The sequence below is a fragment of the Geobacillus zalihae NBRC 101842 genome (assembly GCF_001544135.1).
Classification (GTDB): domain Bacteria; phylum Bacillota; class Bacilli; order Bacillales; family Anoxybacillaceae; genus Geobacillus; species Geobacillus zalihae.
On the sequence record NZ_BCPV01000016.1, the window covers coordinates 1 to 18,045 of the forward strand.

Genomic DNA, 18,045 nt, shown 5'->3' on the forward strand with positions numbered 1-18,045 from the left:
CTTTGCGCTGCCTCCTTTCCGATCATTTACTCCTTCCTTATTTTCCCCGTTTTTTGGACATCTTTGCATAAAAAATGAGGAAACCCGCAAAACAATCGTGTTTCCTCAAGATATGAAGGAATCGTCTAGCGAAATTTCTCTTCAATGCGCCGCCCGTAGTCGCGCAATGCCTTCGAGTTTGTCTGCCCCCGTTTCTTCATCAGTTCCGCAAACCGAAGCTGTTTTTCCGTCCGCTTTTTCTCCAGCTCCCGTTTTTCCTCATCATCCTCGCAGCAACGAAGCAAGTCCTCGAGCGTCAAAAGTTCTTTGCGCAACTCCGCTTCTTCCCTCACATAGCCGGCGTTTTTCAGCAACAAATACCCGAGCCGCAGCTCCTCTGGAATGCGGGAAAGGTCTTCAATCTCAAGCGGTTTGCCGAAGCCGGGCAAGTTGTCGAACTCGCCGTTTTTCATCGCCTCGCGAATTTTCTCCTCGGCGATGCGCCAAAATCCGTCCATGTTACCTCAGCTCCTGCGCCTGCCGCCTCACGCGCTGCTCGTTTAAGAACCGGACGAGCTCGTCATACGGAAGCGGCGGGGAAAAATAATAGCCTTGCGCCTCATCGCACCGTTTTCCTTGCAAATAAGCCGCTTCGGTCTCCGTTTCGACCCCTTCAGCCAGCACCTTTACACCTATATTATGCCCGAGTCGGATGATCGCCGGCAAGATGACATCTTTTTTTCCTTGAATATGCTGAACAAACGAACGGTCGATCTTCAGCCGATCGATCGGCAAATCCGTCAAGTAGCTGAGCGAACTGTAACCAGTGCCGAAATCATCCATGCTGATCGTCACACCAAGCCCCTTCAGCTTTGACAAAATATCGAGCGCACGCTCCGTATCCATTGTCATTCGTTCCGTAATTTCCAGATCTAAATGGTGCGGCGGCAGCCCGGTGTCGGCGAGCAGGCCGGCGAGCTTATCCACAAATCGGCGGCTTTCAAACTCGTATGGCGACAAATTTACCGAGACAGACAAGTGCGGAAACCGGTCAAGCAGCTGTTTTGTTTGCCGGCAAGCCGTGCGGATGACCCATTCATTGATCGGAATGATCATGCCGGTCTGTTCGGCAACCGGGATAAACAATGACGGCGAAACCATCCCTTTTTCCGGATGGCGCCAGCGAATCAACGCCTCCATGCCGATCACTTGCCGGTCGTGAAGCCGAATTTGCGGCTGATAGTACAATTCAAATTCCTCATGTTCAAGCGCACGCCGCAAGTCGCGTTCCATCGCCATCTTTTCATTGAGACGAATCGCCATCGGCTCCGTGAAAAAGAGAAAATCGCTCGCCGCTTTTTTTCGCGCCTCGTAGCGGGCAATATCCGCCTTGCGAATCAACGTTTTTGCATCCTCCCCATCTTTTGGGTAGACGCTGATGCCGATGTTCACGGTCACATATAGCTCAAGGCCGTTGACAACGATCGGTTCGTCAGCAGCTTCAATCAACCGTTTCGCTGCTTCCTCCGCTTTTTCATTGGCGCTATCCGGCAGCACAGCGATAAATTCATTTCCGCTCCAACGTCCAACCATAATTCCTTTCTGTTCTCGCCAAAGGCGGGCCAGCTGGAGCAAGACCTCATCTCCAACAGCATAGCCGTAAAAATCGTTGATCGTCTTAATGCCGCTCACTTCCAAAAACATGACAGCCGCTTCTTGGCCATTCCGTTTAGCGCCGGCGAGGCATTGTTCGATCTGTTTATACATCGCTTCCTTGTTCGGGAGACCGGTCAGTTCATCATGGCTGGCAAAGTATTGCAGCCGCCTTTCGTTTTGCTTCTGCTCGGTCAAGTCGCGGACGGCAGCAACCATCACATTTTGCCATTCGTAATCGTAACGGCGCTGCAACACTTCCGCCGGAAACACCGTTCCATCCTTTCGGCGCAGTTCGATTTCAAACCGCTTGCGCTCCCCATCCGAGCGAGCTTCTGTCATCGACCCTTGAACTACAAGATCATCTACAGGCAAATGAACCAATTCACTTTCTGTATAACCAAGCAAGCGACACGCCGCCTCATTGACTTCGATAATTTTGCCGCCCGCATAGACGATCAAGCCTTCCGTCGTCATTTCCGCCAGCCTCCGCAGTCGATGCTCGTTGGATGCGAGCGTTTTTTTATAGACAGCCAACGCCTTCCGTTCCATTTGTTGATGCAAAGCGAGCAAATAGGCAACCGCTGACGCCAAAAACATGGCCATCATCGTCCACAGGGCCTTTTTCCGTCCTCGTTGCAAATGTTGCTCATACGTTTTGGCATCAAAATCGATGCCAACAACCGCATCCACTGTCCCGTCCGATTGACGAATCGGCATAAACGCGCTGATGCTCCTTCCCCATTCATCCGTTGTCGGATGCTGTTCCATCGCAAACCGGCCGTGGAACGCCTCTTCGATCTCTGGAAAATGGCGGCGGTAAACTGTCCCAGGTGGAACCGCTTGTTCCTTTTCGCCGTCGATGCGGCCGTTCCGATTGTAGTCAGTCGCTGGCGCTGCCACGAAATATAGCTCACCGTGTTCATTCTTTTTTAACGTATACACGCTCAACACGCGGCCATAATGTTGCCAACGCTCCAGCACCGCCATCACCGTGTGATACGCAGGCAGATGTTCCGCCCTTTCATCGAGCCGTTCGTGCCCCATGGCGGCCAAATCGCCGGCGATCATGCCGGCGATTTGCTTTGTGGCTTCCTCATATTCACGATGTTCTTGTTTTTCAGCATAATGGATATAGATCATCCCTGCCCCTAAAAAAAGCAAGGAAACGGTGGCAAACACAACAGTCAGTCTCGGCGCCGCCAGCCATGGGATGCCTCCCCAGTGCCGTTTTGCCATCCAATGGCCGTATACATAGACACCGCCGACCGTTAAAAAAAGGCCAAAAATATACAAGATATATTCCAGTTGATTCGACATCCTCCATCACCGTCATCGATTCTTCGACGCTTTGCTTTCATTATAAGACGACCATTCTTCGCGCTGCCTCCCTCCACCGTTCCTATTTGTTCGACAGCTTACGACATTCATCTACCGGTCATAGGACTCGGGTATGAGACACCGTTTCCACGCTTACGACCATAAAGCCAGGTCGGCCGAAACGAAAAGATCTATCTATTGGTATAAGCCTTTAGGACGAGGTGCTATATTTGTAACGGCGCTGTAACATTATTTAATCCAACTGTAAAAAACAAGTCTAGTTTCCTCTGCTATACTCTAGTTGAGAGACGTCGAATCGGAAAAGATTTTGTCGGGGGTTAGGGGAAATGAAAAAATGGTATTCTCTCCTGTTCGTATCCATGATCGTTCTATTTTCCTCCTTCTTTGTAAGCACTTCCAGTTCTGACGCAGCCGCCAACAAGACGAGGCTGATCGCCGAGGCCAAAAAACTGGTCGGCACTCCGTATCGGTATGGTGGCACAACGCCAAAAGGATTTGACTGCTCGGGATTTGTTTACTATACCCATAAAAAAGTCGGCGTCACGTTGCCGCGCACGTCCAAAGAAATGTATAAAAAAGGAAAATACGTACATAAATCGAAATTGCAACCAGGGGATTTGGTGTTTTTTGACACTTCGAAACAGACAAAAGGCATCTCCCACGTTGCCATCTACATTGGGAACAATCAAGTCATTCATGCCGTTTCCCGCGGTGTCAAAATCGACAGCTTAAACAGCAGCTATTGGAAAACAAGATATGTCGGAGCCAAGCGTCTGTAGCGGTTCATTGCAAAAGCTCTCTGTCATATTAAGCGCGCTTAATAGGCAGGGGGTTTTTATTATGCCAAAAAAAAAAAGCGGCCCTCCGAAACCGAAGGGCCCAATATATATTCATAGGGGATCGGGGGAATACTTGGAAAACGTTACGCTATTATTCATTTCCTCCCTTTTCGTCTTTTATACATGAAAACAAAAAAATTTTTTATGATCCCCAGCCGCAACAGCTTCTCCCTCTCGTTTCGACAATGTGGACATAAAACCGCCGTTCTTGTCGAATGGTATAGATGATGACTGGTTGTCCGTTCATCGATTTTTGACAAAGGCAGGTGTTTCCGTTGTTCGCTTCCTCACAGCTGGGCGTTGATTTAGGGACGATGAATGTCAGGCTGTTCAGCCAGACGAAAGGGCTTCTGTTTGACGAACCAGCAACAGTCGCCTATAACCGCCAGGCGGACAAGCTCATGGCAATCGGCCAAAAGGCAAAACAAATGATCGGCAAAACTCCGCCCCATGTTGAAGTGACGTATCCATTGCGAAACGGCGTGATCGCTGATTTTGACCGCGCCAAGGCGCTGTTGCAGCAAGTCTTTAAACAATCAAGCAAACAGCTCGGCCTCGCTTTCAAAAAACCAGACGTCGTCATGAGCGTCCCATTCCACGCCACCTCCGTCGAGCGCCGCTCTTTTTACGAAATCGCCAAACATTGCGGAGCAAAGCATATTCAGTTTATTGAGGAACCCGTCGCAGCCGCCATCGGCGCAGACTTGCCGGTCAGCGAGCCGGTCGCCAACGTCGTCGTTCATCTTGGAGCCGGCAAAACGGAAGCGGCGATCATCTCGTTGGGCGGCGTTGTTGCCTGCCGCTCGCTTCGCATCGGCGGCAACCAGCTTGACGAAGACATTATGCAATATGTCCGCCAGCACTACAGTTTGCTAATCGGCGAACAGACGGCCGAACAAGTGAAAATCGAAATCGGCAGCGCCCCGGGAACGGTCATGGAGCAGTCGGTGACGATCCATGGCCGCGATTTTGTCACCGGCTTCCTCAAAGCGGTGTCGTTGAGCCCAACTGAAGTGCAAACGGCCATCAAAGAATCGCTTTGGCAAATCGCCGAAGCCATTCGCGCTGTTCTTGAAGAATGCCCGGCCGAACTGAGCGGCGACATCATCGACCGCGGCGTCGTGCTCACCGGCGGAGGCGCCTTGCTGCATGGCATCGAGCAATGGCTGAGCACGGAACTGCACGTGCCCGTGCATGTCGCGCCCAATCCGGCTGAAGCGGTCGCCATCGGCACAGGGAAGGCGCTTCGGGCGATGCCAAAGCGCCTCGATGCAGCGCTGTAGCTTATTTCCAACTCCCAATCATGGAAGCAACTCAAAGCCCCCGCGTCATCGCGGGGGTTCTTGTTAGACCGGCTATGGACATCCCTGGCGCGCAAGAGGCCGCTCACTGTGGTGTTAGGACGTCTGCCAAATGCGCTCCTCCCCTTGCGCTGCCTGTGCTCCCTCGGCGGCCTCAAGCAGCAAGTCCACAATATGGACGGCGCGGACGCTTCCTGACAGCCCGGCCCGTTCAATGCCAAGTTTCATTTGCAGCAAGCAGCCTGGGTTCGCCGTCACGATCGTCGTCGCTTTCGTTTGTTTCGCCATTTCCATTTTGTAGTCTAAAATTTGCATTGACATCTCCGGTTCCACAAGGTTGTAAATGCCGGCCGATCCACAGCAGCGGTCAGCATCTTTCATCTCGCGGAACTCGACGCCGTCAATCGCCCGCAACAAACGGCGCGGGGCTGCCGCTGTTTTCATAACGTTGCGCAAATGGCACGAATCTTGGTAGGTGACCGTTTGCGGCGCCACGCGGAGCGGCCGTTGATGAAATCCCAGCTCGACAAGCACTTCGGAAATATCTTTCACTTTCGCCGCAAACGCCGCCGCCCGTCCGCGCCATTCGGGATCGTCTTTTAGCAAATGTTCATATTCCAACAAAAACGCCCCGCAGCCGCCGGCGTTCGTCACAATGTAGTCGACGTCGAGCTGCTCAAAAGCGGCAATGTTTCGCTTTGCCAGCTCTTTCGCCATCTCCTTCTCCCCGCCATGCCCATGCAATGCTCCGCAGCACCCTTGGGACGGCGGAATGATGACTTCGCAGCCGGCGAGCTGCAACAGACGCAGCGTCGCATCGTTTGTCACCATAAACATCGTATCCATCAAGCAGCCGGCGAAAAAGGCGACCCGTTTTTTCACCGCATCATCTGGGTTGAAGCGATGCGGCCGGTTTTTCATCTCTTTTGCGGTCGGCACGTCCGGCAACACGCGCTCCATTTGCCGGAACGAGGCCGGAAGCAGGCGAAGCAGCCCGGTTTTGCGGGCAAGCGTCCGCAAGCCGGAGCGCTGATACCAACCGAGAAGCGCCGTCGCCTTCCGCATCCGTTCTTGATGCGGAAACAGTCCGGCAAACACAAGCTTGCGGATGAGGCGAACCGGAAGCGGCATTTTTTTATGCTGGGCGATAATGTCACGCGCCTCTTCCAACAGATGGCCGTAGCGGACGCCGGACGGACAGACTGGTTCGCACGCCCGGCATCCTAAACATAAGTGGAGCGCTCGTTCCACTTCCTCGTCCGGTTCAATCAAACCGTCCACGACCGCTTTCATCAACGCAATCCGCCCGCGCGGCGATTGGGCTTCTTGCCGCCCCGATTCGATGTACGTCGGACATGATGGCAGGCAAAAGCCACAGCGCATACAGTTCATCAGTTCATCCTCATCCATCCGTTCTTGAAACGCTTTCTGAATGAGCGCTCGTTCTATCTTCGTTGTCATCGTGTCACCACCACCCGTTTTCTCGTGCTTTTGGCGAACACTTTGCCCGGATTCATAATATTGTTCGGGTCGAGCGCCTGCTTGACCGCTTTCATGGCAGCGATGCCGGCCGGACCGAGCTTCCATTCCAAATACGGCGCTTTCATCACCCCGACGCCGTGTTCGCCGGTAATCGTGCCACCCAATTCAATCGCTTTGGCGAAAATTTCTTCAAACGCTCGTTCCACCTGCTCCATTTCTTCACGATTGCGGGCGTCGGTCGGACAGGTCGGGTGCAAGTTGCCGTCGCCGGCATGGCCGAACGTACAGATCTTTACTTGATACTTCTCGGCAATTTCGTTGATCGCTTTGACCATTTTGGCGATTTCCGAGCGCGGCACGGTTGCGTCCTCTAAAATCGTCGTCGGTTTCAAACGCGCCAGCGCCGACAGCGCCGCCCGCCGCGCCGTCCGCAGCGCCTCTGCTTCTTCCTCCGAGCGGGCGAGCTGAACGGACACCGCCTGCTCGGCCCGGCAAATATCGGCCATCTTTTTCATATCGCGCTCTACCACTTCCTTCGGTCCATCCTGCTCAATCAGCAGCACGGCCTTGACATTGGTCGGCAAGCCGATGCGGGCAAAATCTTCGACCACTTCCAATGTCGGCTGGTCCAAAAACTCGAGCGTCGCTGGAATGATCTTGTTGGCGATGATTTTCGACACCGAACGGGCGGCCGCCTCCAAATCTTGATAAAGAGCGAGCATCGTCTGCTTCGTCTCTGGCATCGGAATAAGTTTTAACGTCGCTTCGGTGACAATGCCAAGCGTTCCTTCCGATCCGACAAACAGACGGGTTAAGTCATAGCCAGCTACATCTTTTGCCAGCTTGCCACCGGTGCGGATAACATCGCCGTTCGCTAGGACGACTTCCAACCCGAGCACATAGTCGCGCGTCACCCCGTATTTCAGACCGCGCAAGCCGCCTGAGTTTTCGCTGATGTTGCCGCCAATCGTTGAAATTTTCATCGACCCCGGGTCCGGCGGATAAAACAATCCTTTTTCTTCAACGGCTTTCGCCAAATCAAGCGTCACCACTCCCGGCTGAACAGTCGCGGTTAAGTTTTCCTCATCAATTTCCAAAATGCGGTTCATATGGTTAAACAGAAGAACGATCCCGCCTTCGACCGGACACGTGCCGGCGCAAAGGTTCGTGCCCGACCCGCGCGGCACGATCGGGATGCGATACTCGTTGCAAATTTTCGCGATTTCCGCCACTTCCTGGGTAGTTCGCGGCGCAATGACCGCATCGGGGAGCGACTGAAACTGCGGCGTGGCATCATACGAATAGACGAGCCGCCCCGTTTTCGTGTCATCGTAGTTTTCAGCTCCCACGACTTGAATCAACCGTTTTTTCGCCTCATTTGGAATCAATGGTCTCACCCTTTCCACATCGTCTGCATTCGTCGACAGTGGAAAAGGGGCCGGGCTTGGCGCCCGTTTCCATCCCGGCCAAGCCTCGTCCCCCCTTCGTTGCCGTTACGGAATCATCCACGACAATACCGTCGATTGCAAGTAAACAAGAATGCCAATCAAGATGATTAAGAACACGCTATGTTTGACCGTGAAGCGGAACAAGTCGGATTCTTTGCCGGTCAAACCGACGGCCGCACAGGCGACCGCGATCGATTGCGGCGAAATCATTTTCCCGACAACGCCGCCTGATGAGTTGGCCGCCAACGCCAGCACCGGATCCATGCCGATCGATGCCGCCGTCACTTTTTGCAGGTTGCCGAACAACAAGTTCGACGACGTGTCGGAACCGGTGATAAACACGCCGAGCCAGCCTAAAATCGGCGAGAAGAACGGGAACAACGGGCCTGTTTTGGCCAACGCCATCCCAAGCGTCGTGCTCATGCCTGACGAGTTGGCAATGTAGGCAAAGCCGACGACCGAAGCGATCGTCACAATCGGATATTTCAATTCGTTAAGCGTTTCCACAAACGTGCGGCCCCACTCTTTCCACGAGATGCCGATGATGAACTTGGTGACGACCGCCGCCAGCAAAATCGCCGTCCCAGCCGCGCCGAGCAGCTCAAGCTTATACACCGCAGCGATCGGTTGGCCGCTTGGGTTCAAAATTTGGTTGTTGAGCCCCGGCACCGGCGGCATAAACGTCAAGTGGACGCCGATAGCGTTGACCAACTTCAACAAGCCGTTTGTCCCTTCATAATGGCCGGTGAGCGCCGCTTTCACTTGCGGGATGCCCCAAAGCGAGATCAAGGCCGTCAGCACAAGAAACGGCGACCAAGCGCGGAATACTTCCCCGCCGCGATGCGAAATGCGAGCCATTTGACCAGCGGCCGCCACTTCCGACTCCGTTGCAAAGCGGAATGTGCTTTTCGGCTTCCAATATTTCAAAAAGACAGCCAACGCGACGATCGAAACGAGCGAGGACAAAATGTCCGGCAGCTCCGGTCCTAAAAAGTTCGAGGTGAAATATTGCGTCAGCGCAAACGAAACGCCGGAGACGATAATGGCCGGCAACACTTCGACTGTCTTTTTCCATCCTGCCATAATCAAGACAAGATAGAACGGAATGAACACCGATAAAAACGGCAGCTGCCGCCCGACCATTTTCGAAATTTCCATCGCCGGCACACCGGTCGGCCCTTCCATCGAGATGATCGGAATCCCGACCGCCCCGAACGCCACCGGCGCTGTGTTGGCGATCAAACAGATGCCTGCGGCGTACAGCGGGTTAAACCCCAACCCGGCCAGAAGCGCCGCTGAAATCGCCACCGGCGCGCCAAACCCGGCCGCCCCTTCCAAAAACGCTCCGAACGAAAAGGCAATGAGCAGCGCCTGCAGCCGCCGGTCTTCGGTGAGCGAGACAACCGAATTGCGGATAATGTCAAAATGGCCGGTCTTCACCGTCAGCTTATATAAAAAGACGGACGTAATGATGATCCAGCCGATCGGGAGCAGCCCGTACACCGCCCCTTGCGTCACCGACATGACCGCTTTGCCGGCCGGCATCCTGTAAGCGATTACAGCCAACACCAAAGCAAGCAGCAACGTCGTCAGCCCGGCGACATGCCCTTTCATCCGCTTGACAGCCAGCGCCCAAAAGAAATACAAAATCGGAATGAGTGCAACAATGGCCGATAACCAAAGCTGGTCGGCGATTGGCGTGAAGTCCTGCTTCCACATGCGGTTTTCTCCTCCCCTTTGCGCCTGACTTCGCGGCGTTTGCGAGATCGTCCGCCCATCCTTTTCATTCTAGTCTTCTAGTCATCAGATGACCGGATAAGAAACGCCGTCTGTCTCACATTATAAAAGTACTCAACAAAAAAGACAATAGTATTTTTTCATTTTTCTAACTTTTTCTCTTATCCCCTTCTCCTTTCCGTCCGCAAAAAAGCGCTTGTCCTTCCCCTTTATGCTGTATCATAATAGACAGTGCGGATGCATTGCTTTTGAAAACGGGAAATCCATTCTTCCGAACATTGAGGTGGAACCATTGGCATTTAAACGAATCAAAACGAAAAAAATCTATGAAGAAGTGGCCGAAGCGATTTTTGATATGATCAAAAACGGCGAGCTGAAACCCGGTGACAAACTTGATTCCGTCCAGCAGCTCGCTGAGCAATTTCAAGTTGGGCGCGCCGCCATTCGCGAGGCGCTCACTGCCTTGAAAGCAATGGGGTTGATCGAACTGCGGCAAGGAGAGGGGACGTACGTCCGTGAGTTCGATCCGACGATGATGACGTTTCCGTTATCCATGGCGGTCTTAATGAACAAAGAAGATATTTGGCATTTGCTTGAAGTGCGCAAGCTGCTTGAGGCAGGAGCCGCCTCGCTCGCCGCCTCCAAACGGACAGAGCGCGACCTTGAGGCGATGGCACAAGCGCTTCGGCAAATGAAAGAAGGCATCGGCAGCGGTGAGCTTGGGGAGAAGGCCGATTGGGCGTTTCATATGGCCATCGCCGAGGCGTCGCAAAATCCGATGCTCACAAGCATCATGAACAGCGTCTCCGGCATGATCGTTGAAACGATGCGGGAAACGCGCCGCATTTGGCTGTTTTCGAAACAAACGACGACCGAAAAGCTGCTTGCCGAACACCAAGCGATTTTCGAAGCCATTCGCGACCAAAATCCGGACGCCGCCCGGGCGCGCATGCTTGAACATTTGACCAATGTCGAAAACGTATTGCGCCGCTACATTCGCACTCAGCAGCCAAACTGAGTGCGTTTTTTGCAAAAAAGAGCTACGAATCTGAAAAAATGGTTTATAATAGACATATAGTCATCAGATGACCTGCTCACCCATCCCCAAAAAACAGGAGGGAGAAGAAGTGAAAGTATCGTTGTTTGTCACTTGCCTCATCGACCTCTTTTACACGAATGCCGGCAAAGCGACCGTCGAACTGCTCGAGCGGCTCGGCTGCGAGGTTGATTTTCCGGAGGCGCAAACGTGCTGCGGCCAGCCCGCGTATAACAGCGGTTATGTCAAAGAGTCAAAAGAAGCCATGAAACAGATGATGCGCGCGTTCGCCCACGCTGATTACGTCGTCACCCCATCCGGCTCGTGCGCGGCGATGTTAAAAGAATATCCGCACATTTTCCACGGCGACCCGGAATGGGAAGCGGAGGCGAAACGGCTCGCAGCGAAAACGTACGAGCTGACGCAATTTCTCGTTGACGTCCTGAAAGTCGAAGATGTCGGCGCCTCGCTTCACGGGCGGGCGACGTACCATACGTCTTGCCATATGACCCGCCTTCTTGGCGTGAAAGACGCACCGCTCCGGCTGTTGGAACATGTCAAAGGGCTTGAGCTCGTTCCGCTGCCGAACGCCCACCAGTGCTGCGGGTTTGGCGGCACATTTTCTGTCAAAATGGGGCCGATTTCCGAACAAATGGTCGATGAAAAGATCGGGCATATCGAAGAGGTGGAAGCAGACTATTTAATCGGCGCCGACTGCGGCTGTTTAATGAACATCGGCGGCCGCATCGGGCGGCTTGGCAAACCGATTCGCGTCATGCATATCGCCGAAGTGCTCAATCAACAAAAGTAAGAGAGGGGGACTCGGACATGCCGATGAAAATTGAAAACGGTCCGTTTTGGAAGCGGGTCGAGGAAAACTTGCAAAATGATTTTATGCGCGGGGCGGTCGCCGGCATGCAAGACCGCGGCTATGTGCGGCGGCTTGGCGTCATCGAAGAGCTCGGCCATTGGGAGGAGTGGCGCTCGCTCGCCGAACAAATCCGAAAGCATACGCTGGAAAACTTGGACTATTATTTAATGCAGCTCAGTGAAAACGTTGCCAAACGAGGCGGCCACGTTTTTTTCGCCCAGACGGCTGAAGAAGCGAACGACTACATCCGCCGCATCGCCTTGGAAAAACAGGCGAAAAAAATCGTCAAATCAAAATCGATGGTGACCGAAGAAATCAACTTAAACCCGGTGCTCGAAGCCATCGGCTGCCAAGTGGTCGAAACGGACCTTGGCGAATACATTTTGCAAATCGATGACCATGACCCGCCGTCGCATATCGTGGGTCCAGCGCTCCATAAAAACAAAGAGCAAATCCGCGACGTCTTCCGCCGCAAGCTCGGCTATACGAAGTCGTCCGATCCGGTTGAACTCGCCCGCCATGCCCGTGAGATGCTGCGGCGCGACTATTTGACCGCTGACATCGGCATCACCGGGTGCAACTTCGCCATCGCCGAATCGGGCTCGATCACGCTCGTCACGAACGAAGGCAACGCCGACTTGGTGACCGCATTGCCGAAAACGCAAATTACCGTCATGGGGATGGAGCGGATCGTTCCGACGTTTGAGGAGATGGAAGTGCTTGTGAGTATGTTGACACGCAGCGCCGTCGGGCAAAAACTGACGAGCTACATCACCGTTCTCACCGGTCCGCGCGACGAAGGAGACGCTGACGGTCCGGAAGAATTCCATCTCGTCATCGTTGACAACGGACGCTCCTCGATTTTAGGGACGGAATTCCAGCCCATATTGCAATGCATCCGCTGCGCGGCTTGCGTCAACGTTTGTCCAGTATATCGCCATATCGGCGGCCATTCGTACGGCTCGATTTACTCCGGCCCGATCGGCGCGGTATTGTCGCCGCTGTTGGGCGGCTACGACGACTACAAGGAGCTTCCGTACGCCTCCTCGCTGTGCGCCGCCTGTACCGAGGCGTGCCCGGTGAAAATCCCGCTTCACGAGCTGCTCATCAAGCATCGCCAAATCATCGTCGAGCGGGAAGGAAAAGCGCCGGTCGCAGAAAAACTGGCGATGAAAGCGTTCCGCCTCGGGACAGCCTCATCGTCGCTCTACCGCTTCGGCACGAAATTCGCACCGAGCGCCTTCGCTCCGTTTGTAGAGGACGGGCGCGTCACAAAAGGACCCGGGCCGCTGAAAGCATGGACGGAAAGCCGCGAATTTCCGGCGCCGAGCAAAGAACGGTTCCGTGACTGGTTCCAAACACGCCAAAAAGGAGGGAATCCATCATGACGCGTGGCACCATTCAAAACCGCGATGCGTTTTTGCAAACCATCGCCGAGCGCCTTGGAAGAGCCCCGCGCCTGTCCGGCGTCTCCCGGCCGCAATGGGACTGTGCGCCGCAATGGACAGTGTTTGCCGGCTATAGCCAAGACGACTTGCTGAACGTGCTGCAAAAACAATGCGGATTGATCCATACCGATTATATCGAAACGACAAGCGCCGAACTTGCCGGCGCGCTGAGGCGGCAAGTGGCCGCCTACGGCGGCGGCCCGGTCATCGTGCCGGATGACCCGCGCTTTGCCGAGTATGGGCTGTCCGCTCTGCTTCAAGACGAATGGCCCGCCGAGCAAACCGCCGTCCATACGTGGAATCCGGCGCTCGGCCGCCAAAACATTGACGCCGCCGAGCAGGCGAACGTCGGCATCGCCTTCAGCGACATCACGCTGGCGGAATCAGGGACAGTCGTTTTGTTTTCGCGCAATGAACAAGGGCGGGCCATTCACTTTTTGCCGAAAACATATATCGCCATCGTCCCGAAAAGCACGGTCGTGCCGCGCATGACGCAAGCGGCGGCGGCCATTCATGAACAAATTGAAAAAGGCGGCCTCGTCCCGTCGTGCATCAACTTCATCACCGGGCCGAGCAACTCGGCTGACATTGAAATGAACTTAGTCGTCGGCGTCCACGGCCCGATGAAAGCGGCGTATATCGTCGTCACCGACCGCTGACCAAAACGAAACGGTGCCCTTTCTTGATCATGGGGCACCGTTTTTTCTTCAATATTGCCGGCTGACATCGACCGCATTGGCAAGCGGTTCGCCGGTTTCGATGCAGCGAAAATGGTTGTTCGCAACGGTTTGACGTCTTGATCAATTCGGATGGAACGGACTGACAGACACTTTCGCGTGATTTTTCACATCCGTAACGACCAGCAAAATCAGCCTTCCCTTCTTCTCATACACAAAAGCTGACCCCCACCGGTCAACTTGAGTCCATTGACGTTTCTCCAATTCGTCAAGATAATAGTCAGCCACTTCCTCCGCCGAAGAAGACGCAACAACAAACTCCACCCGTTCATCCACCGAACGAATGTCACTCGCCTTTGGGTGCAGGGGAATATCGTCATACCCTGGGACCGTCTGTTGTTGCTCACAACCTGAAAAGAAAATCATGACAAGGAGCAAAACTAGCGGGATGCCTATACGCACTTCATCCCCTCCCGTAGAATACTAGCTTTGGAATTAGCCCGTTGACGGCCAAATGGATTGATCATCCATCGCGATTTCCCATTTAGTTCACCCAATAGTAATCTGTCACATGGAGGAACCGGGTCGTCTTGGCCCCCAAATCCCAATAGCGATGGTACGTATCATTGGTATGATAGTTGACATACGGTTGACCATTCCTGATCTCAACGACAATCGCGCTGTGGTCCAAGATGCCATCACCGTCAAAATCGTAATATATGCTGTCACCCAATTGCAAATCAGTTGCCCTGGAAACGTATGTGCCGCGATGCTCATCTGTCTCATTGTTGCGGGAAAGATGATACGCTTGATCGTGGGCCACGGACCAGCTGTAAGTCCATGCGTCATCCCCGGTCCCTGAAGTTCCTTTGGTATTGTACCACCAAACATACGGTTCCGCCCAAGCTTGCCGAGCGGAGCCTCCTTCGTAGAACGACTGAGACACGAAATTAGCGCAGTCATTCGAAAAAGATCGGTATTTCGGGTTACGCCCATTCCACCATCGATTCGCGTAGTTGACAGCTCCTTGGCGAGAGTAGTAGGTGTAAAAACCTTGAATGACAACATCGCCTCCAGCGATTGAGATAGGTGGAGTCTCTGAACCCGATGCCCCAACCTTCCGCACGTTTTCCTGTCCTCTTTTCGAATACGTATCTTGGTAGTTCATCCCAACAATCAGCCAATCTCCATCACGTTTGATCAATGTAGCCGAATAAGGAATGTTAGCCTCTTTGGTGATCACAGATTCATTCGATCCCGGAAACACGGACTCATACTCAACAGAAACCAGGGCCCGGACCTTAGCCATTTTACCATTGATCTCAACACTTTCAAAAACAGGGTGAACCTCCACATTTGAATATCGAAATCCAGCACGATAAGCAGGTTCCAAGTAGTGCCTTCTTACGTAAGCACGCTCACGGCTTTCCTCTTGTTCGGAAACACTCGGATCATAAAACCGTTTCACGTTCACTTGCGGATCAATCATCAACTGCCATCGAGCCTCTAAAGCATGGACAACCTTCTGCTTCACAGCAGCAAGATCACTATCATTTGAAGGATTTACCACTAAGTTAGCAGCTCCAGCCAAGCTGCCTCCTGAAATGAACAGACTCGTTAGTCCTCCTACGAACACAATCAGTGAAATGACCAATCGTTTCAAGTGTAATGGGTGAAACATAACCTTCACTCTCCCCCTCTACACCATTTTTCATCACCATATCAACACCAAGTCAGTTTATAAAAAAGATATCTCGAAGTCACCCTAATTTATCGATCCCCCTTCCTTAGTGGTTTAATTTTTAATATAAATCAACACGATCATTTTTTCACCGCCAATTTGTGTCGGAACCCCGCCATTTTTTGGCGGAATACCGACACGAAATGGCGGACTTCAAAAAGAAAACTCCCTCACCTATCAGATGAAGACGTTAACAACATATGAAGTTCTGGAATGAACCCTAATTGTTTTGCTTTTTCCACGGCTTCTACCCTCGAAGATACATGCAGCTTCGTGAAGATGCGCGATAAGCGTCTTTCTATCGTTCGTTGGCTCGTGTGATGTTTTTTGGCAATGTCTTTATTGCATGAACAAATTTGGCAACTTTCGTTAGGTTGTGCCGCTCCAGCCTGAGTGTAATCGTGGGCATGGCTTCGCCCCCTTTTCTTTTGAGATTCCACACCGAAAGAGAAAAATGGTGGCTCGAAGCCATCCTCTTGAGGGATTGCCGAGCAATGCCGGCTTTCATCCCTCGATTGAAACCGTAGGCTTTTAGATGGCTTTTTCTGTAAATTTCAACAGGATTTCTAACATTCCTTCTTCTTTTCACAATGATGCTATAGAAAAAAGGCGTCCCATTGTTTTTGAGACACCTTTTTCCTTCAATATTGCCGGCTGACATCGACCGCATTGGCAAGCGGTTCGCCGGTTTCGATGCAACGGAGCGTGTCTAAAATGCTTTGGGCGGCGTCTTCGGCTGACGTGAGCGCCGCGATATGCGGAGTGATGATGACATTCGGATGAACCCAAAGCGGCGAGTGCGGCGGAAGCGGCTCTTCTTCAAACACATCAAGCACCGCGAGGCGGACGTTTCGATTTTCGAGCGCGCCGACAAGCGCCGTCTCCTCGACCGTCGCGCCGCGGCCGACATTGATAAAGCCTGCATTGTGCAGGCAGGCAAAAAACGTCTCGTCAAAGAGATGATGCGTTTCCTTGGTGAGTGGAAGGGCCGCGATCACCCAATCAGCACGGGCAAGCGCTTCCCCCGCCTCTTCATGGCGGTAAACAACCGAAAACGGCGGCGTGTCTCGGCCGCTTCGCGAGACGCCGATCGGGGAAACCCCAAATAAACGAAGCGTTTCCGCGATGCGCCGGCCGATTTCGCCTGTCCCGTAAATGACAACCCGCTGTTCGCCAAGCCGCTTCGGAGCGAACGGCTTCCATTGCCGCTGCTCTTGATGCCATGCATACACGTCATGGCATTGGGCGTCGCGCAGCAAGTAGCTGAGACAATATTCGGCGATCTGCTCGCCGAACGAGCCGACCGTCCGCGTCAGCAACACGTTCTTCTTCCATTCCCGCTTCCACAAAAACGCGTCAACGCCCGCGCCGAGCGAATGCACCCAGCGCAAATTGGCGAGCGAAAACGGCCCGGCCGGACGAAAGCCGACGTACGCATCCGCCCAGGCGAAATCATTGGCCGTCAATTCTTCTTCCGCCACAAAGCGAAACGCTTTATCGGGCCGCTTGTCCGGAAGAAGGGCGGCAAGCTCGGCATAAAGCCTTCCTGTCACAAGAATGCGTTGGATGTCCATGACGTCAAACCACCCCTCAACCGTTCAAATCAATGTACCTTCCTCACGCTCAGCTCTTTTATTCGTGATATAGCCGGCCGCCAATACCACAATTGTCACGCCGGCGGCAACCACATAAACGAACGGGCCGTAAGAAAGATGAAGCCAATGAAGCACCCCTTCATCCCCCGCCATCATCTTTCCGGCCGTCCACGCCAAAATGCCGGAGCCGACATACGCGATCCAGCGGTGTTTTTCCATAAGACGCACGATCGCTTTTGAGCCAAAAATCATGATCGGGATGCTGATGGCCACCCCAAGCGCCAGCATGCCAAGATGCCCTTCCGCCGCCCCGGCGACGGCGACGACATTGTCCAAGCTCATGACCGCATCGGCGATGATAATCGTCATGATGGCTTTCAGCAAACGGTCCGCCGCTTGCACATTGGCCTCCTCCTCCCGCTCAACGAGCACTTTATAGGCGATCCAGACAAGCAGCAACCCTCCGGCGAAGTGAACGAACGGGATGTTGAGCAAAAAGACGATGACCGCCGCAAACAAAATGCGGAGCAGCACCGCCCCCGCCGTTCCCCATACGATCGCTTTGTTCCGCTGGTCATTCGGCAGCCGGCGCGTCGCCATCGCAATGACGACCGCATTATCCCCCGACAAAATGATATCAATTGCAATAATCTTCCATAACGCCAACAGCGCCGCGGCAGAAATAGTCAACAAAAGCCCCCCTCCCCTTTGCCTTTCTTCTTCATCATACTGCAAATTCGACTGGGGGACAACTGTCGAATAGTCTGTCCATGCTCTCGCCCTAACCAATATGGGAAAGGCTCTCTGCATCGTCCGAACTTCGCAGAAAAAGTGAAGGAAGCAAACCATCTTCACTGATGACTGCTTCCCTATCTCTAGCGGAAAAGGTCTATATCA

General features: G+C 53.4%; 15 protein-coding genes and 1 pseudogene. 6 read left to right on the top strand and 10 right to left on the bottom strand.

Features of this window, described 5'->3' with window-relative positions; translation table 11 throughout:
* Positions 1-125: 125 nt before the first annotated feature.
* Positions 126-497 carry a DnaJ family domain-containing protein gene (locus tag GZ1_RS06680; protein ID WP_013144260.1) on the bottom strand — a complete coding sequence of 124 codons (372 nt, stop codon included), beginning with the start codon at positions 495-497 and terminating at the stop codon, positions 126-128.
* A gap of 1 nt (position 498) precedes the next feature.
* The gene (locus GZ1_RS06685; protein WP_060788164.1) at positions 499-2,952 is read right to left on the bottom strand and encodes a putative bifunctional diguanylate cyclase/phosphodiesterase; all 2,454 of its coding nucleotides are present in this window, start codon (positions 2,950-2,952) and stop codon (positions 499-501) included.
* Between the two features lie 347 nt (positions 2,953-3,299).
* Between GZ1_RS06685 and GZ1_RS06690 the strand changes: the two genes are divergently transcribed.
* Positions 3,300-3,752, top strand: coding sequence for a C40 family peptidase (locus GZ1_RS06690; RefSeq protein WP_015373921.1), 453 nt, complete (start codon positions 3,300-3,302; stop codon positions 3,750-3,752).
* A 335-nt stretch (positions 3,753-4,087) separates the two neighbouring features.
* Positions 4,088-5,095: a rod-share determining protein MreBH gene (gene mreBH / locus GZ1_RS06695; protein WP_060788193.1), complete on the top strand. Its 1,008-nt coding sequence runs from the start codon at positions 4,088-4,090 to the stop codon at positions 5,093-5,095.
* Between the two features lie 114 nt (positions 5,096-5,209).
* On the opposite strand, the gene GZ1_RS06700 is transcribed toward mreBH, so the two are convergent.
* From GZ1_RS06700 to GZ1_RS06710, 3 genes are all read right to left on the bottom strand, one after another.
* Positions 5,210-6,574 (bottom strand): (Fe-S)-binding protein, encoded by a 1,365-nt coding sequence (locus tag GZ1_RS06700; protein ID WP_060788165.1) that lies wholly within the window; start codon positions 6,572-6,574, stop codon positions 5,210-5,212.
* Positions 6,571-7,983, bottom strand: coding sequence for a glycolate oxidase subunit GlcD (gene glcD / locus GZ1_RS06705; RefSeq protein WP_060788166.1), 1,413 nt, complete (start codon positions 7,981-7,983; stop codon positions 6,571-6,573). The genes GZ1_RS06700 and glcD overlap by 4 nt, the downstream gene beginning before the upstream one ends.
* Positions 7,984-8,088: 105 nt before the next feature.
* The gene (locus GZ1_RS06710) at positions 8,089-9,762 is read right to left on the bottom strand and encodes an L-lactate permease (RefSeq protein ID WP_020754360.1); all 1,674 of its coding nucleotides are present in this window, start codon (positions 9,760-9,762) and stop codon (positions 8,089-8,091) included.
* Between the two features lie 310 nt (positions 9,763-10,072).
* Here GZ1_RS06710 and GZ1_RS06715 point away from each other — a divergent pair, with 310 nt between their 5' ends.
* From GZ1_RS06715 to GZ1_RS06730, 4 genes are all read left to right on the top strand, one after another.
* Entirely contained in the window at positions 10,073-10,798 is a 726-nt protein-coding gene (locus GZ1_RS06715) for a FadR/GntR family transcriptional regulator (protein ID WP_033024674.1), read from the top strand.
* Positions 10,799-10,907: 109 nt separating this feature from the next.
* A complete protein-coding gene (lutA, locus tag GZ1_RS06720) occupies positions 10,908-11,627 on the top strand; it encodes a lactate utilization iron-sulfur protein LutA (RefSeq protein ID WP_015373915.1) in 720 nt (239 codons plus the stop codon).
* Positions 11,628-11,644: 17 nt separating this feature from the next.
* Positions 11,645-13,075, top strand: coding sequence for a LutB/LldF family L-lactate oxidation iron-sulfur protein (locus GZ1_RS06725; RefSeq protein ID WP_020754364.1), 1,431 nt, complete (start codon positions 11,645-11,647; stop codon positions 13,073-13,075).
* A complete protein-coding gene (locus GZ1_RS06730; RefSeq protein ID WP_020754365.1) occupies positions 13,072-13,794 on the top strand; it encodes a LutC/YkgG family protein in 723 nt (240 codons plus the stop codon). The genes GZ1_RS06725 and GZ1_RS06730 overlap by 4 nt, the downstream gene beginning before the upstream one ends.
* A 141-nt stretch (positions 13,795-13,935) precedes the next feature.
* Here the strand turns inward: GZ1_RS06730 and GZ1_RS06735 are convergent, their stop codons facing one another.
* The 5 genes and pseudogenes from GZ1_RS06735 to GZ1_RS06750 all read right to left on the bottom strand — a co-directional run bounded on the left by GZ1_RS06735 (position 13,936) and on the right by GZ1_RS06750 (position 17,838).
* Positions 13,936-14,274: a hypothetical protein gene (locus GZ1_RS06735; protein WP_020754366.1), complete on the bottom strand. Its 339-nt coding sequence runs from the start codon at positions 14,272-14,274 to the stop codon at positions 13,936-13,938.
* An 82-nt stretch (positions 14,275-14,356) separates the two neighbouring features.
* Positions 14,357-15,493 carry an amidase domain-containing protein gene (locus GZ1_RS06740; RefSeq protein ID WP_033005045.1) on the bottom strand — a complete coding sequence of 379 codons (1,137 nt, stop codon included), beginning with the start codon at positions 15,491-15,493 and terminating at the stop codon, positions 14,357-14,359.
* A 230-nt stretch (positions 15,494-15,723) separates the two neighbouring features.
* Positions 15,724-15,900: pseudogene (locus tag GZ1_RS19840) on the bottom strand (response regulator transcription factor); the annotation flags it as partial.
* Between the two features lie 294 nt (positions 15,901-16,194).
* Positions 16,195-17,127: a D-2-hydroxyacid dehydrogenase gene (locus GZ1_RS06745; protein WP_060788167.1), complete on the bottom strand. Its 933-nt coding sequence runs from the start codon at positions 17,125-17,127 to the stop codon at positions 16,195-16,197.
* 24 nt (positions 17,128-17,151) lie between these two features.
* A complete protein-coding gene (locus tag GZ1_RS06750; RefSeq protein ID WP_060788194.1) occupies positions 17,152-17,838 on the bottom strand; it encodes a TerC family protein in 687 nt (228 codons plus the stop codon).
* Between the last annotated feature and the right edge of the window lie 207 nt (positions 17,839-18,045).

Coding starts and splice junctions, on each gene's coding strand:
- GZ1_RS06680 (WP_013144260.1), bottom strand. CDS start 497: ATGGACGGATTTTGGCGCATCGCCGAGGAGAAAATTCGCGAGGCGATG.
- GZ1_RS06685 (WP_060788164.1), bottom strand. CDS start 2,952: ATGTCGAATCAACTGGAATATATCTTGTATATTTTTGGCCTTTTTTTA.
- GZ1_RS06690 (WP_015373921.1), top strand. CDS start 3,300: ATGAAAAAATGGTATTCTCTCCTGTTCGTATCCATGATCGTTCTATTT.
- GZ1_RS06700 (WP_060788165.1), bottom strand. CDS start 6,574: ATGACAACGAAGATAGAACGAGCGCTCATTCAGAAAGCGTTTCAAGAA.
- GZ1_RS06710 (WP_020754360.1), bottom strand. CDS start 9,762: ATGTGGAAGCAGGACTTCACGCCAATCGCCGACCAGCTTTGGTTATCG.
- GZ1_RS06725 (WP_020754364.1), top strand. CDS start 11,645: ATGCCGATGAAAATTGAAAACGGTCCGTTTTGGAAGCGGGTCGAGGAA.
- GZ1_RS06730 (WP_020754365.1), top strand. CDS start 13,072: ATGACGCGTGGCACCATTCAAAACCGCGATGCGTTTTTGCAAACCATC.
- GZ1_RS06740 (WP_033005045.1), bottom strand. CDS start 15,493: ATGTTTCACCCATTACACTTGAAACGATTGGTCATTTCACTGATTGTG.
- GZ1_RS06745 (WP_060788167.1), bottom strand. CDS start 17,127: ATGGACATCCAACGCATTCTTGTGACAGGAAGGCTTTATGCCGAGCTT.